Source organism: Granulicella aggregans (assembly GCF_014203275.1).
Taxonomy (GTDB): Bacteria; Acidobacteriota; Terriglobia; order Terriglobales; family Acidobacteriaceae; genus Edaphobacter.
Window position 1 is genome coordinate 75,162 of the sequence record NZ_JACHIP010000003.1, and the last position, 14,836, is coordinate 89,997.

Here is a 14,836-nt window from a genome sequence, read left to right on the forward strand (position 1 = left end):
GTAAAGATGCAGTCCCTTGATCCGGGCCCAGTTGCAACTGCCTACTGCACAGGTTTAGTCTCGGGCTCATCCGTTATCCGCGCATTCTGCATGTAGTAGAACCATGTCTGCGCGGAGTAGAGCAAGACTGCCAGGACAAGGAACGTCGCAACCGCCTCCGGAATCCCGACCTGCATGGCAACCACTGCCGGCAGCGCTCCCATCAGCGATAGAACAATGCCGTGGAGTAGTTGCCAGCGGCTGTCTCTCCCGCTCCTTGGATCAGGGAAGAGGTGGCACACCGGACCGCGCTCCGGGCGCGTGGCCAGCGTCGCCACGCCCAGAGTCAATAGCGACAAGGCAGTGGGCACGGCCATCGACCGCAGCCAGGAGACGTTGAACAGAGGTCCCCGATTGATCACAAAGCCCAGAAGGGCAGAGACCGTAATTACATTCGCTGTCATCAGCAGCCAGACGCTGAGCCTGGGCATCCTGTCCAACAGGCCCAGCGCCACGCCCGTAAATGTAAGACACAGAGCGGTGCCCAGCGACATTCGGCCGGGTGGATCGCCAAATCGATCTAACGGAACTCCAAGGATGAGTCCGTCCAGGCCAAAGCTCCTCCCGCTCAGGTACTCGCCCAAAGATCCACACGCGAGTACCATGGCAATCGCGAGTGCCAAGCGGGATAGCCAGCCAAGATGCCCTCGCCGCGTCACGCCCTTCCTGACCCGGGCACGGCAACAGACCGCCAGCATCCCGAGGGAGATAGCCGTATTCGGCTTCATCGTGGCAAAGTGGGGAAGGATTGAAGTCAGGATCGCGAGATGAAGCGCCCACCCGATGAGACTGATAAAGCTCAGTAAGAGGATGAGGGACGGGAGCAGGACAACAGGATGCATGAAGGGAAGCGAGATCTTCCTGGCTGTAACTACTCCCGGCTTCTCGTCTGACGGCGTCTTCATTATTTGGCTCGTATCCAGTCTCTCGCTGCGCTTCCGGGCTCGGAGCGACTCTGATGTGTCTATCGGCGAGATCGGCGCCAGCACGAAGCGGCTCTGAGACCTTGGGTCGGCCAACGAAAAACGGGCGTCTCTTCCATGAAGAAGAGACGCCCGGTCAAACGATTAGAAACTAAGTGCACAGCCAAACCAACTGGCCGCGTTTAGATCTTGTCGGTATAGATGCTCCGCATCAGCAGGTTTTCGATCTGCTCCTGCTTGCCGGAGCGCGGCTGCGGATTGATCCCTTCCTTCTCCGCCCACGCGGCAATATCCTCAAGCGACTGCTTGCCGCTGAACATTGCCTGAGCTCCCGGCTGCTGCCAGCCCGCGTAGCGCTCGGCGAGGATCGCATCGTACTTGCCGTCCTCGATCAGCTTGGCCGCCGTCAGGAACGCCCGCGCGCACAGGTCTGCGCCTCCGACGTGCGCATGGATCATATCCTCCGCCGTGAAGCTCTGGCGGCGCACCTTCGCATCGAAGTTGCATCCGCCCTTGCCCAGACCGCCGGCCTTGATGACGTGGTACATCGACATCGTCATTGTCCATAGATCGTTAGGGAACTGGTCGGTGTCCCAGCCCAGCAGGGCATCGCCGCGGTTGATGTCCAGCGAGCCCAGAATGCCAAACGCCGAAGCGGTCGCAATCTCGTGCTCGAAGCTATGGCCAGCCAGCGTAGCGTGATTGGCCTCAAGATTGACGCGAACCTCATTCTCAAGCCCGTAAGCCTTCAGGAAGCCGTACACCGTCGCCGCATCGAAGTCGTACTGGTGCGAGGTTGGCTCCTTGGGCTTCGGCTCGATGAGAATCTGACCGTCGAATCCGATCTTGTGCTTGTACTCGACCACCAGCGAGAGCATCCGCCCCATCTGGTCGAGTTCGTGCTTCATGTTCGTGTTCAGCAGCGTCTCGTAGCCCTCGCGGCCGCCCCACAGGACGTAGTTCGATCCTCCAAGCTGCTTGGTCACATCCATGCAGTGCTTGATCGTTGCGGCGCACCAGGCGAAGACCTCAGGGTCGGGATTGGTCGAAGCTCCCGCCATGAATCGCGGAGCGGAGAAGAGGTTTGCCGTGCCCCACAGCAGCTTCGTCTTGGAGCTCTGCATCTTCTCGCCAAGGTAGTCAGCCATGGTGTGGAAGTTCTTCAGCGTCTCGGCCAGCGTGTCGGCAGCCGGTGCCATGTCGGCGTCATGGAAGCAGTAAAACGGAAGATCGAGGACACGGAAGAGATCGAACGCCGCGTCCGCCTTGACCTTCGCCTGCGCGATCGGATCGCCTGCGGCCATCCACGGGCGGTTGATTGTCGGCCCGCCGAAGGGGTCGCTTCCGCTCATTGCCAGAGAGTGCCAGTACGCTACGGCGAAGCGAAGGTGGTCCTTGAGCGGCTTGCCCATGACAACTCGCTCCGCATCGTAAAAGCGGTAAGCGAGCGGATTGCTGGAGTCAGCGCCTTCAAACTTTACCGTCTCGAAGCTGCTGAATACAGAGTTCGACATGATCTTCTCCTCGTTCGTAAATCAGGTGGGTGCCACTCTCGCAGCACGGTGGGGACAAGGGGAAGACGCTCATGCCCCGGATATGGATGGATTGGCACTCAAGAATGCCCAAATCTAAAGCCCCGGTCAAACGTTTATCTGAAAATGCCGCAAGGCAAACCGGATTTAATTCCAAAGGTCTTCGTCTAGACTCCGCTTAACTGACTAAATCGATTAAACCAGCATACGCCTGCCCACGATACCGAAGGAAATGCAGACTGGTCAATCCACCCACCTCACACCAGGTCGCTCACGGGGACTTTCCGCCTGGTCGGAGTTGGGGGCCGACCTTATTCGACGATTGTTACCGAAGAGGCGCTCTTGAGGACAAGTACGCTGTTCGAGACAAACGGGAGGGCAAAGCGGAAGTTATAGGTCACCTGCACCTTCACAAGGCAGCCGGGACTGTTGGTTCCGTTGGTGGTCACGCAGGCTCCCGTCGGCCCCGTCCCGGGCCAGGTAGGGGTAATCGTCATGTCCGTGCCCGTCGCGATCCCCAGGGGCGCGGAAGCCTTGGCGTAGGTCACAACATCGGTCGAGGTTGCGGCACAGTTCTGCGTCGCCGTAGTCGTGCATGTCGTGCCTGTAAACGTCGTCCCACGCACCATCGCGTATCTCGTCGCGGAGTGCGCCACATACCCAATGTAGATGTCCGCATACAGAGCTCGCGAGAAGTCGATCACGCCGGTCATCAGCAGAAGCATGGAGATCACAACGATCGCGGTCTCAATGATCGTGACGCCATCTTCTTCCTTTGCGACCCTTCGGAAGATCTTCCCTGCGCTGACCTTCATTGCGTCGTCCGCAGCCGCGCCTTGCTGGCGAGGCTCCACGTCGCTCCCATGCCGGGGTAGGTGAAGTACGGCTTGTACACCATGCTCGTGGTCACCTCCACGTAGGTCACGGCGTTCACGCTGCAACTCGGCACAGGCAGATTCGATGCCGTCACCATCGTTCCGTCAGAGCACTCGGTTCCATAGGTCGCTGTAGACGAGAGCAAATTGATATCTGGCGCGTCCAGAATTGCAGCCGCCTGCATTCCGCTGGTGTCGGCGGGGTTCTGCACACCATAGAGCGCTCCCGCCTCCGCCGCCGCGGCAACCTCAAGGTTGACGTAAAACGCCCTGCCGAAGTCGACGGAGCCGAGAAGCAGCACGATCACCATGGGCAGCAGAAGCGCGCATTCGATCAGGCTCGACGCGCGGTCTTCCACGCGGAACCGGGCCAGCCGCCGTCGAAGCCCGTCCGGAACCCTATCCTCGTTTTCCGCGCAGCCGGTATCGTTCATTGGACTAAAGCCGACCCTCCGCCGGCAAGAGGAGATCCGTTCGCGAGCGACGAGTAGTCGTTCGTAACCGCAGTTGTGCCGAAGGTCCCTAGCGGAAAGCTAAGGGCCGCAAAGTTGATGTCCTTCGCCACGAGAATGTTGTACGTCGAGGAGCCGCTCACCGCGCAGGTCACCGTCGCTGTAGGCAAGTAGTACGCCCCCGTCAGCGTTGTGTTCAGGGATGAGTTCGCCACAATGATTGCGGCCGCGGTATCTCCCGGGTCCTGAAAGAAGAGGATGCCCGCATAGGTGCCCGACGTCGGTGCGGTAAGTGTGAGGTGGCCCAGCGTGACCGATGACGCCACGAAGTTGATGCCCCCGAACGGGCCGTAGTTATAGAAGGTGACTCCGGTGCCGGTGACTGTTGAGAGAAGACTGAAAGAGAGGCCTCCTAGCGGGCCAACAGAACGAATCACGTACGTTCCAGGCATGAAAGTCACGTTCGCCAGTGGCCCGACGGTGATCCCTCCGCAATACGCGGCATCCGGATAGAGCACAGCATTCCCCACGATGACCAGCGGGCCGGCCGAACCATGGTACGGCGTTAAGACGCTGGCTCCGCACGAGAGCACGGTCGGCTTGGGAAGGGTGGAAAGCGGATCGGCAGGGTTGGGAACAGGTACTGAGGTCCGAGGTGCGGGGCTGACGCTGCAGAGGAGATTCTGTATCCCTCCTGTGATCTTCAGATTGGGTACAGAGACCGCTGCGAACAAGGCGCAGCCGAAGGCTCCCGATGAGTTCGACTCATCCACAACGCCGCATGTCGCCGTGAGCGACGCCAGGACGGCGACCGTGATCGCATTCGCGCTGGTCTGGTCGAGTGCGTAAATGCAGTTAGGGTTCGAGGTTCGCACCGACTCCGCGCGTGCCGTGAGTTGCACCGTTGAAAATCCGATCAGGCGGACGAAATAGGTCGGCACCGGCATGGAGACAATCGCCTCCACGTACTTGCTCTTGCCCTGGTTCGGATCGGCAGAGCCCCGGTAACATGGCGGATTATTCAAGAGAAGAGTGAGACTTGTATTCGAAGTCGAACCGCAGTTGGTCGTCAACATACTTCCGGTATATCCGTTCTCGCTCAGCGCCGAGGTAGCGGCCGTCTGCATGGCGGTGCAGTTATTCACCCCCAGGCAGGAGCCAATCTCCAACGCCCCAGAGAGCGCGGCAGCCTCCGCCGCGGTATGCAGCTTGTTCTCTGTGAAGCAAAGGTTTCCGACATCCACCGAGAGCCCCACCAGGGCGATGATGATCGTCATCATCACTGCAAAGAAGACGGTGGTCTGGCCGTCGTCACGTCGTAGAAATCGGCGAATGCTCATCGTGGCCCCGGTGTTGTGATGGCTGGTTCCAACGGTCGCGAGACCTGTTTTGGAGCACTCTGATAGGCCGACCGCTCCTATGCCTCTCCTGTGCATGATCGGCCCGATCCACCGATTCCTTGACTTTGTAAGGGGGGTAAGAAACGTAAGTTGTAAGGGGAGAAGACCGTAGCCGGAGATTACCGGCAGACAGCAATAGAAAAGGCCAGCATCCGGGGCTGGCCTTGCTCTCTGATTCAAACTTCGAGGATTCTAAAAGGAGTGGTGCGGAGGAGGGGACTTGAACCCCTATGCCTTGCGGCGCTAGCACCTCAAGCTAGTGCGTCTGCCAATTTCGCCACCTCCGCATGATCTCGTCCGCCGGAAGGCAGTATGCGAGAGCGGTGTGCATCACGAATGTAAGTGTAGCATCCCGAAGCGTCTCCGTGGAGGGCCGGTCCCTCTAGAAGATCTGTCCAAGATCCGCAAACCCGGCTAGCTCCAGCAGATGCTGCCCAGCCTTGGGCTGGTTCACGATCTCGTGCTCCAGCACCCAGGTAAAGTCGTGCGGAATAAAAATTGCATGAAGCCCTGCCGCGAGCGCGGGATTGATGTCCGACCGCGGGCTGTTCCCGATCATCCATGTCCTTCCAGCGTCCAGGCCGTGGTGCGCGCTCAGGCTCAGGTACGCCTCCTGGTGCTTTTCTGGAAGCACCTCGACGGCTGCGAAGTAGTCGCCTAACCCTGACCGCCGCAGCTTGTCCGTCTGCTCCGCCGGATCGCCCTTGGTCACCAGGATGCAACGGTGACGCGAGGCAAGCTCCGGTAGCGTCTCGCTCACGCCGGCCAGCAGCTCGATCTCCTGTTCCGCAATCGAGTTCGCGAAGCTCACGATACGGCGATGCCTCTCCTCAGAGATCGGCGAGGACGTCAACTGCTCGAAGCACTTGATCAGCGATTTGCGAAAGCTCTTCAGCCCGTACCCACTTGCGGCGACGGTCGCATGTTCCACGTGATTCAGGTGCTCACGCACCTCTTGCGGGGTATGCACACGATGGTCAAGATAAGAGATGAAGCTTGTAATCGCCCGCTCAAAGTAGATGTTGTTCTCCCACAACGTATCGTCCGCATCGAAGAGCAGGGTCTGTCCGGGGAGCTGTCTCGGGATGCCTGATGGAGAGAAGATCACAGCAGGATTATAGAGCGAGTCCATGCCACGAAACTGCTATCGCATCCGAACGTAACGTGAAACTTGAAGCAGTATGATGGAACTCCATCATGTTTCCTGAACCGGGACAGAAGTTAGGGCCATACGAGATCCTGGGTGAACTGGGTGGCGGCGGCATGGCAAAAGTCTTCCGCGCATGGGACGCCCGCCTGCACCGCGAAGTCGCCGTCAAAGTGATCGACGACCGCTACACCATGCCCGGCATAGGCGAACGCTTCCTCCGCGAAGCCCGAGCCGCCTCCGGCCTGAACCACCCTAACATCTGCACCATCTTCGACATCGGCGAGCAGGACTACGCTCCCTACCTCGTGATGGAGCTACTCGAGGGCGAGACCCTGAAGGCACGCATCGGTGACTCCGCGATGCGCCCCGAAGACATCCTTCGCCACGCCGCCGAGGTAGCCGATGCCCTCGCCGCAGCACATGCCCGCGGCGTTGTGCATCGCGACATCAAGCCGGCCAACATCTTCCTCGTGAAGAAGCTTAATGGCACCTCGCAGGCCAAGGTGCTCGACTTCGGGCTCGCCAAGGTCGAGCAGTACGCCAGCGAGGAACGAAAGCTCGTCGCCCACCTCACCACCATGGGCGCGACCGTCGGCACCGCCTCCTACATGTCGCCCGAGCAGGCGAAAGGCGAAGACCTTGATGCCCGCTCCGATCTCTTCTCGCTAGGAGTCGTGATGTACGAGATGGCCACCGGCCAGCTGCCGTTCCAGGGAAGCACCAGCGCTCTCGTCTTCGTGCAACTACTCGCAGAAAAAGGGCCGGAGCCGGTCCGCTCGTTGAACGGCGAGATTCCCGCCGACCTCGAAGCCGTAATCCTCAAACTTCTGGAAAAAGAACCTGCAGCCAGGTATCAGACTGCCAGCGAGCTCTGCGAAGAGCTCCAGGACCTTGCAGACCGGCGCTCCGGCTGGCTTACGCGATTGAAGAATCCCAAGGCGATTGAGGCGGCATTTCCCGCTGGCGAAAGTAAGGCCGTCGCTCCGGTTCCCGCAACCCGCGATCCGGCGACACGTCCGCACTATCCGCCGCGCCCTGCGGATGCGCCGCGTGTGGAGACGGTGTTCGAGGACTCAGCCAGAAAGCCTTCAGGTCCTCGTTCCGGCGTCAGGACAGGCCGCTCCAGCATCGCGACGAACGCGCGCATGAGCTTTCCCACCGTGGCTCCCTACAGCGGCCAGACTTCGGCCCACATGTCGGCAAAGCGAGCTCCAGTCGCAGGAGAAGCGGACGAGCCAGAGGTCACTTCCTCCGTCCAGGCGCCGTCGCAAGAGCGGCGGCTGGCATCCGGCGAATTCTCCGGTCAACCCGAACCCGAGTCAGCTACGCCTGTCGTCAGCAAGACCTTTATCGTGGTCGCGATCCTTCTCATTGCGCTCGCTGCGGGGCTGATCGCCTGGAGCCTGGGCTGGTTCAGCAGACCCGCAGACAGTCACAATCAGCCCTCGAGTCAGACGACATCCGCCTTGAACATTTAGTTTGGATCGTCATTCTGACGCGCAGCCCAGAATGACGTCCGCAATGATCTATTCAGGGTTCGACCAGCCGCCATACTTTCCATGCAGGATGTCCGCCTCTGCAGGCCCCCATGATCCCGGAGCATACTTCCGAATCGGCAGCTTCGCGTTGAGGATCGGGTCCAGCAGCCGCCAAGACTCTTCAACATAATCCTGCCGCGCGAACCGCCGCTGGTTGCCCACCATCGCATCTTCGATTAGCTCTTCATAGGGCAACATGTCGTTCGGCGTCGGCGTCGTCGCGGCGATCAGTTCCGTCGGATGTCCGATGAACCCCTGTCCAAACGACTTCTGCAGCGCGCCAATCGCTATCTTCACGTCCGGGCTCACCTGGAACCGGATGTAGTTCTGCTGGCTCGCCTCGTCGGAGAAGATCATCGGCGGCTTGCGCAGCCGCGCTACGATCTGCGTTCCCGTTGTTCCCAGGCATTTGCCGGTGCGAATGAAGAAGGGGACGCTCTTCCAACGCCACGAGTTGATGTTCAACCGCATCGCAACAAATGTCTCGACACGCGAATCCTTAGCTACCCCAGGCTCGTCCAGATATCCCTCGAACTGACCGAGAACAACATCCTCAGGCCGGATCGGCAGGATTCCACGCAGAACCTTCACGCGCTCATCGCGGAACAGTTCCATGTCCAACCCCGGCGGCGGCTCCATCGCGATGTTTGAGACCAGCTGCATGATGTGGTTCTGCACCACGTCGCGGATCGCTCCCACGCCGTCGTAAAAGCTCCCTCGGCCCTGCACCCCGAAGCTCTCGGCCATCGTGATCTCGACCGACTTCACATACTGCCGGTTCCAGATGGGCTCAAGGAACGCATTTGCAAATCGGAAGTAGAGGAGATTCTGCACCGCGTTCTTGCCCAGGTAGTGGTCGATGCGAAAGACGTCCTGCTCCGTGAAGCTCTTCTGCACCGTCTGATTCAAATCAATGGCGGACGCAAGGTCATGGCCGAATGGCTTCTCGACGATCACACGTGCGCCATCCGCGCATCCAGCCAGCTTCAACTGGTCCATCACCTCGCCGAATAGGCTGGGAGGAATTGCCAGGTAGTGCAGCGGATGCTTGGACTGACCAAGTTCAGCCCGGACATTCTTGAATGTCTGCGGATCGGCATAGTCGCCGTCAACGTAGCGCAGCCGTTCCATCAGGATCGGATAGCCCACAGGATCGAGGCCGCCGTGCGTCTCCAGGCTCTTGGTCGCATGGGCCTTGAACTGCTCGAGATTCCAGCCGGACTTGGCGACACCGATAATGCACATGTTCAGCTTCCCGCGCCGCGCAAGCCGCTGCAGCGACGGAAAGATCTGCTTGTAGGCGAGGTCGCCCGTGGCACCGAAGAAGACAAGCGAGTCAGATACTACCTGGTCCATGAATAATCCTCTGTCTCTATGATGGCATGGAGACAGGCACGCTTAGTAGTCCAGACCGCCGGACAACCGTCGATTGAGATGAAAGTGTGTTGAACTTTGCTCGCGATGCGTTCGGCGCGGCCGACCCTACTTCGGTCGAGTCGGAGGCCCCCCAATCGTATTCTGGGCCTGTGCAATCAGCCACGTACCGTCGCGCTTCACCCCGACCAGCGTGAGAACGTTCCTGGTCGGAGGCTGTTTCACTCCCACCGACTCCTACCGACTTTGTATATGAGTTCACCACGAAACGTTATGACCTGTTGAAGATCATCCTGAAGTTTCGCGCGACTCAAGCGCGATCTTCTTCAGCCCAGCCGACGGCACAAGGGCGGTCTGTGGCTGCAACCTATAAGCGCCTTTCGTGCGCACGCGGACGAGCCAGAAGAGCATCAAGGGGACCGGAAGCAACGCAGGGATGATGAGATAGATGGAGCCGCGAAGCGCCGGTGGAAAGACCTGAGGCTGACCCAGGAAGAAAGAGCCCGTTGCGATGAAGAGTCCCACGCACATGCGCCAGAGATGACGCACGATGCGCGGACGGCCGGAGATCCCACCGCGAACCAGCATCCGTGCATCTCCAGCAGCAGCGATCAGAAGGATGCCGCCAAAGATGAAACTCATAGCCGCAGGCGCGCCGTTGTCCGTGCCTCGTCCGCTCATGATCCCGCGAACGCCGAGCGTAAGGACGCCCGCAGCCGCGACCAGGCAGATAACGAGACCCGCGCAGTCAATCGGCCCCGTACCATCTCTGCGGCGTCCCGCGACCCACGCGCTTGCAATCAGGTAAAAGGTGAGCACGGCAGCGATGACATTGCTGATTTGCGACTTGAGAAGCGCAAGCAGGAAGCCGCTCGTAGCCAGCGTCAGCATCGCCGCTGTGAACACATCTCCTGAGAGACGATGCACGCGTTCGCCCTTGCGCGCAATCATGGCCACCGTGCCCGCGATCAGGCTGATCGAGCCGCCGAAGATGTGGAGTATCAGGAGCGGGAGACGCAAGGCGAGACGACCTTTCGGCCTCATGAGTGGCTCGGCCAAAGATACGCGAGCGACGAGAAGGAAGTTCCATGATCGACAGAGCGACCAGCGCTTGACATGGGATCGATGCCTAGGTAGCCTCCCCCTCATCCGTTGGTTGCGTTTCTAGCAGAGCTGGAAGGGAATGCGCATGGGTGCAGGTGGGAACTTAGCAGAGTGTGCCGCGCGCGAACTGGCGCGTCTGGCATGGATGGCGCTGACGCTGACCCCTGCGATGGGGCCTCGCAGAACGGCCCGTGCGATCGAGCGCATCGGCGCGGCGGAGCGCATCTTCCAGGCCTCATTGACGGAGCTTGAATCGCTGGGCATGCCCGCAAGTGCAGCGCAGTTCATCTTCGACGGCCGCGCCCGCGCTACGGCAGAGGACGAGATCGCGCGCATCAACGCTGAGCCCGGCGTAACCTTCCTCACGCGCGACGACCGCGACTACCCCGAACGTCTCCTCGAGATCTTCGACCCTCCTGCGGTCCTCTGGATTCGCGGCCCCGTCGACCTGCTTGATCGCCCTGGAATCGCCGTCGTCGGCACCCGGTCGCCCACCGTCTATGGCTCAGGCATGGCCGAGATGCTGGCCCGCGATCTCGCGCTACGCGGCCTCGTGATTCAGAGCGGCATGGCACGCGGCATCGACACCGCCGCGCACAAGGGCGCGCTCGTAGCGAAGGGACGAACCCTCGCCGTCTGGGGCACCGGCATCGATGTCATCTACCCCAAGGAGAACAAGCGGCTGGCAGAAGATATCGTCGCCAACGGCGGCGTCATCGTCACCGAATTCCCCTTCGGCACTTTTCCCGCGCCGCAGAACTTTCCCCTGCGCAACCGCATCCTCAGCGGCCTCAGCGTCGGCGTCCTGGTCATCGAGGCGGGCGAGCACAGCGGCACCCGCATCACCGCCCGCTGCGCCATGGAGCAGAACCGCGAAGTCTTCGCCGTCCCCGGCAACGTGACCAACAAGAACGCCTGGGGGCCGAACACCCTCATCAAGCAGGGAGCCAAACTTACGGCTACATGGGAGGACGTATGGGAGGATCTCCCGTCTCAGATTCGGCTGCAACTAGAAGCCAATTTACAGATACAACACTCAGGTGGTCAGTCAGGCGCGGGAGGCGGCAATGAATCGAACTCATCCCTGACCGCATCTCTTTTTAACCAGAAGCCACTCGCCGAGCCCGAGCGGATGGTCTTCGAACGGTTGCGGCAGGATGAGTCGCTGCAACTCGACGAGTTGATCGAAGGGCTTGATGGCGAGATGGGTTCGGCGGAGATTTTTGCGGCGCTCTTCGAATTGGAGCTTGCCGGTCGCATAAAGCAGTTGCCAGGCAAAAACTATGTTCGAACGTTTTAGCCGCATTGTGGGGTGGAAACCTTTGAAATTTATGGCGATCTCCGTCGTCTGAACGGCGGAAAAACTGTCGCGAAGATGGAGCAATCGGGCTGCGGGGCACCCTGTGCAAATGTAAGCCCGAATGTGACCTTCGCGGCTGCGTTTCGTCCCTCCTCCCGATAGGTGGAGATGACGTGGGACCGGAACCGTGTTAGGTTCGCATGGAATCGGTGAGTTTTGGAAAGCCGATCGGGCAGCCGGATTTTGAGGCTGCGTTTTTCAGATGTAAAAGGACGAGAAGGGAACGAATGGCAAAGTCACTGGTGATCGTGGAGTCGCCCGCAAAGGCAAAGACGATCAATAAATATCTCGGCAGCGATTACGTGGTGGAGGCCTCGATTGGCCACATCATGGACCTGCCAAAGAACGATATCGGCGTGGAGCTGAAGAAGCGGACGTTTGAGCCGACACTCATCGTCTCCCCCGGCAAAGAGAAGGTTGTAGACCGCCTCAAGAAGCTCGCCGCGAAGGCGGACATGGTCTACCTGGCACCCGACCCCGACCGCGAAGGCGAGGCGATTGCCGCACACCTCTTCATGCAGCTCGCGCCGATGGTTAAGGATAAGTCGAAGATCAAGCGCGTAACCTTTAATGAGATCACCCAGAAGGCCGTCAAAGCCGCCTTCCTGAAGGCACGCGACGTAAACGAAGATCTCGTCGACGCCCAGCAGACCCGCCGCGTCCTCGACCGCCTGGTCGGTTACCAGGTATCGCCTCTGCTCTGGGATAAGGTCCGCCGCGGCCTCTCCGCCGGACGTGTTCAGACCGTCGCCCTCCGTCTCATCGTCGAGCGCGAGAGCGAGATCAACGCCTTCAATCCGGTCGAATACTGGAACATCACCTCAAAGCTTCAGGCCAACAAGCAGGAGTTCGTCGCGAAGTTCACCGGCATCGACGGCGAGACCGCCCGCGTCTCCACCGGCGTCGACAAGGAGGGCAAAGAGCAGTTCCTCTCCGGCGCTCTCGCGAACGAGAAGATCACCGACGAAGTCATCGCCCAGATGCGCAAGGCGCAGTGGTCGGTAGCTTCCGTCGAGCGCAAGGAGCGCAAGCGCAACCCGACCGCCCCCTACACCACCAGTAAGCTGCAGCAGGACGCCTCGAGCCGCCTCGGCTTCAACGTTCGCCGCACCATGGGCGTCGCGCAGCGTCTGTACGAAGGCGTCGAGATCGGCAAGGATGGCACCGTCGGCCTCATCACCTACATGCGTACCGACTCCACCCGCGTCTCCGCTGACTCCATCACCGAGGCGCGCGACTACGTCCAGAAGAAGCACGGCGCCAAGTACCTCCCAGCCAGCGCCAACGACTACAAGGGCAAGAAGGACGCCCAGGACGCCCACGAGGCCATCCGCCCAACCCGCGTCGACTACACCCCCGAATCCATCAAGGGTTCGCTGAGCGACGAGCAGTATCGCCTCTACAAGATGATCTGGCAGAAGTTCGTCTCCTCGCAGATGGTCCCCGCCGTCTTCGATCAGACCACCGTCGAGATCGCCGCTAAGGCCGATCGCACCTATAACTTCCGCGTCTCGGGATCGATCCTTAAATTCGAGGGCTACCTCGCCGTCTGGGACAACGCCTCCGAAGACACCATCCTTCCGGAGATGAAGGACGGCCAGGCGCTCGCCATGCAGTCTGTCGACCCGGAGCAGAAGTTCACCGAACCGCCGCCGCGCTACAACGAGGCCTCGCTAGTCAAGGTGCTCGAAGAGCAGGGAATCGGTCGCCCTTCCACCTACGCCTCCATCATTAATACGATCCAGGATCGCGACTACGTCAAGAAGATCCAGGGCAAGTTCGTCCCGACCGAGATTGGGACAGTGGTGACCGGTTTGTTGGTCAAGAACTTCCCCTATATCTTCGACGCGCAATACACCGCCAAGCTCGAAGGCGAACTTGACGCTGTCGAAGACGGAGCGGAGAAGTGGACCGACCTGCTCAACGGCTTCTACGATCACTTTGAGAAGGAGCTGATCTACGCCGGCACCCATATGGAAGACATCAAGCGCATGGAGCAGGTCACCGATCAGACCTGCGACAAGTGCGGCAGCCCACTCATCCTGAAGTGGGGAAAGTTCGGCAGCTTCTATGCCTGCAGCGCCTTCTCGAAGGCGAAGCCGATGACCGTCGCCATGGGTCCATGGAAGAAAGACCCCAAGGCGCTCCTAAAGAAGATCAATGATACGTTGAACTTCCCGGTAGAAGTGAAAGCGATGACGGAAGAGATGCCGGACTTCTCGAAAGAGGTCGCCGACAACAAGGCGCTCCAGTCCGCTATCAACGACGCCCAGGCAAAGGTCGCCGAAGGCACCAGCAAAAAGGTCATCGTTGAAGCCGTTAGCTGCGACTTCACCAAGGAAAACTTCGCCGCCAAGCCCGACCTCAGCGCCCCCGGTGCCGACGACGTCCCGGAAGAGGAATTCTGTGACAACTGCGGCCGCGTCATGGTCCTCCGCAACGGCCCCTGGGGCCCGTTCATGGCCTGCCCCGGTTATAACGATGATCCGCCCTGCAAGACCATCCGCAAGCTTACGCAGAAGGTACAGACAAAACCTCCAGTACAGCTTGAAGAGTCTTGCCCTAAGTGTGGCAAACCATTGCTCCAGCGCGACGGTCAGTACGGCGAGTTCATCGCCTGCAGCGGCTATCCCAAGTGCAAGTACGTCAAGCAGGATCTGCTCGACGTAAAGTGCCCGAAGGATGGCGGCGACCTCGCAGCCCGCAAGACCAAGCGCGGCGACGTCTTCTACGGCTGCGTCAACTACCCCAAGTGCGACTACGCCAGCAATCTCAAGCTGATCAACGAGACCTGCCCGAAGTGCGACAGTGCCTACCTGCTTGAAGTGGTGAACGACAAGGGAACCTCCTACGTCTGCCCCAACAACCACGAAGCCTTGCCGAAGCGCCGCCCAAAGAAGGGCGCTCCGGTTGAGGAACCGACTCACGCGCCTTGCACCTACCAGCGCAAGGTAGCCGACCCGGCACCCGCCATGCCGCTTGAGATGCCTGATCCCGACAAGACCCGGGCGGTCGTTGAAACTTACGCGTAGGCGATAGGCAGCAGAGGCTTACGGAGATGGGTCGCCCTCGGGCGATCCATTTCCGTT

The 14,836-nt window shown here is 60.1% G+C and carries 11 protein-coding genes and 1 tRNA gene; 3 read left to right on the forward strand and 9 right to left on the reverse strand.

The window, feature by feature from the left end; all coding sequences use genetic code 11:
* Positions 1 to 41: 41 nt before the first annotated feature.
* The 7 genes from HDF16_RS10625 to HDF16_RS10655 form a co-directional block, all read right to left on the reverse strand.
* Entirely contained in the window at positions 42 to 944 is a 903-nt protein-coding gene (locus tag HDF16_RS10625) for a hypothetical protein (RefSeq protein ID WP_184216447.1), read from the reverse strand.
* 200 nt (positions 945 to 1,144) lie between these two features.
* The gene (gene xylA / locus HDF16_RS10630) at positions 1,145 to 2,476 is read right to left on the reverse strand and encodes a xylose isomerase (RefSeq protein ID WP_184216448.1); all 1,332 of its coding nucleotides are present in this window, start codon (positions 2,474 to 2,476) and stop codon (positions 1,145 to 1,147) included.
* A gap of 329 nt (positions 2,477 to 2,805) precedes the next feature.
* On the reverse strand, positions 2,806 to 3,348 hold the full coding sequence (locus HDF16_RS10635) for a TadE/TadG family type IV pilus assembly protein (RefSeq protein ID WP_184216450.1): 543 nt from the start codon (positions 3,346 to 3,348) through the stop codon (positions 2,806 to 2,808).
* Complete coding sequence (locus tag HDF16_RS10640; protein ID WP_246409008.1) at positions 3,306 to 3,803, reverse strand: TadE/TadG family type IV pilus assembly protein; 498 nt, start codon at positions 3,801 to 3,803, stop codon at positions 3,306 to 3,308. Before HDF16_RS10640 ends, HDF16_RS10635 begins: the two co-directional genes overlap by 43 nt.
* Positions 3,800 to 5,161 carry a pilus assembly protein TadG-related protein gene (locus HDF16_RS10645; protein ID WP_184216452.1) on the reverse strand — a complete coding sequence of 454 codons (1,362 nt, stop codon included), beginning with the start codon at positions 5,159 to 5,161 and terminating at the stop codon, positions 3,800 to 3,802. The genes HDF16_RS10640 and HDF16_RS10645 overlap by 4 nt, the downstream gene beginning before the upstream one ends.
* Positions 5,162 to 5,423: 262 nt before the next feature.
* A tRNA-Leu gene (locus HDF16_RS10650) sits at positions 5,424 to 5,508 on the reverse strand.
* Between the two features lie 95 nt (positions 5,509 to 5,603).
* Positions 5,604 to 6,353, reverse strand: coding sequence for an HAD family hydrolase (locus HDF16_RS10655; RefSeq protein WP_184216454.1), 750 nt, complete (start codon positions 6,351 to 6,353; stop codon positions 5,604 to 5,606).
* Positions 6,354 to 6,418: 65 nt separating this feature from the next.
* Here HDF16_RS10655 and HDF16_RS10660 point away from each other — a divergent pair, with 65 nt between their 5' ends.
* Positions 6,419 to 7,849 (forward strand): serine/threonine protein kinase, encoded by a 1,431-nt coding sequence (locus tag HDF16_RS10660; RefSeq protein ID WP_184216456.1) that lies wholly within the window; start codon positions 6,419 to 6,421, stop codon positions 7,847 to 7,849.
* Between the two features lie 48 nt (positions 7,850 to 7,897).
* Here the strand turns inward: HDF16_RS10660 and zwf are convergent, their stop codons facing one another.
* Entirely contained in the window at positions 7,898 to 9,265 is a 1,368-nt protein-coding gene (zwf, locus tag HDF16_RS10665) for a glucose-6-phosphate dehydrogenase (RefSeq protein WP_184216458.1), read from the reverse strand.
* 306 nt (positions 9,266 to 9,571) lie between these two features.
* Positions 9,572 to 10,327: a DUF2306 domain-containing protein gene (locus tag HDF16_RS10670; protein ID WP_184216460.1), complete on the reverse strand. Its 756-nt coding sequence runs from the start codon at positions 10,325 to 10,327 to the stop codon at positions 9,572 to 9,574.
* Positions 10,328 to 10,472: 145 nt separating this feature from the next.
* Here HDF16_RS10670 and dprA point away from each other — a divergent pair, with 145 nt between their 5' ends.
* A complete protein-coding gene (gene dprA, locus HDF16_RS10675) occupies positions 10,473 to 11,687 on the forward strand; it encodes a DNA-processing protein DprA (RefSeq protein WP_184216462.1) in 1,215 nt (404 codons plus the stop codon).
* A 287-nt stretch (positions 11,688 to 11,974) separates the two neighbouring features.
* Positions 11,975 to 14,779: a type I DNA topoisomerase gene (gene topA / locus HDF16_RS10680; RefSeq protein ID WP_184216464.1), complete on the forward strand. Its 2,805-nt coding sequence runs from the start codon at positions 11,975 to 11,977 to the stop codon at positions 14,777 to 14,779.
* The last annotated feature ends 57 nt before the right edge of the window (positions 14,780 to 14,836 follow it).

Excerpts from the sequence above, each read along its gene's own strand:
- xylA (WP_184216448.1), bottom strand. The coding sequence starts at position 2,476 with ATGTCGAACTCTGTATTCAGCAGCTTCGAGACGGTAAAGTTTGAAGGC.
- HDF16_RS10645 (WP_184216452.1), bottom strand. The coding sequence starts at position 5,161 with ATGAGCATTCGCCGATTTCTACGACGTGACGACGGCCAGACCACCGTC.
- zwf (WP_184216458.1), bottom strand. The coding sequence starts at position 9,265 with ATGGACCAGGTAGTATCTGACTCGCTTGTCTTCTTCGGTGCCACGGGC.
- HDF16_RS10660 (WP_184216456.1), top strand. The coding sequence starts at position 6,419 with ATGTTTCCTGAACCGGGACAGAAGTTAGGGCCATACGAGATCCTGGGT.
- HDF16_RS10625 (WP_184216447.1), bottom strand. The coding sequence starts at position 944 with ATGAAGACGCCGTCAGACGAGAAGCCGGGAGTAGTTACAGCCAGGAAG.
- topA (WP_184216464.1), top strand. The coding sequence starts at position 11,975 with ATGGCAAAGTCACTGGTGATCGTGGAGTCGCCCGCAAAGGCAAAGACG.
- dprA (WP_184216462.1), top strand. The coding sequence starts at position 10,473 with ATGGGTGCAGGTGGGAACTTAGCAGAGTGTGCCGCGCGCGAACTGGCG.
- HDF16_RS10640 (WP_246409008.1), bottom strand. The coding sequence starts at position 3,803 with ATGAACGATACCGGCTGCGCGGAAAACGAGGATAGGGTTCCGGACGGG.
- HDF16_RS10670 (WP_184216460.1), bottom strand. The coding sequence starts at position 10,327 with ATGAGGCCGAAAGGTCGTCTCGCCTTGCGTCTCCCGCTCCTGATACTC.
- HDF16_RS10655 (WP_184216454.1), bottom strand. The coding sequence starts at position 6,353 with ATGGACTCGCTCTATAATCCTGCTGTGATCTTCTCTCCATCAGGCATC.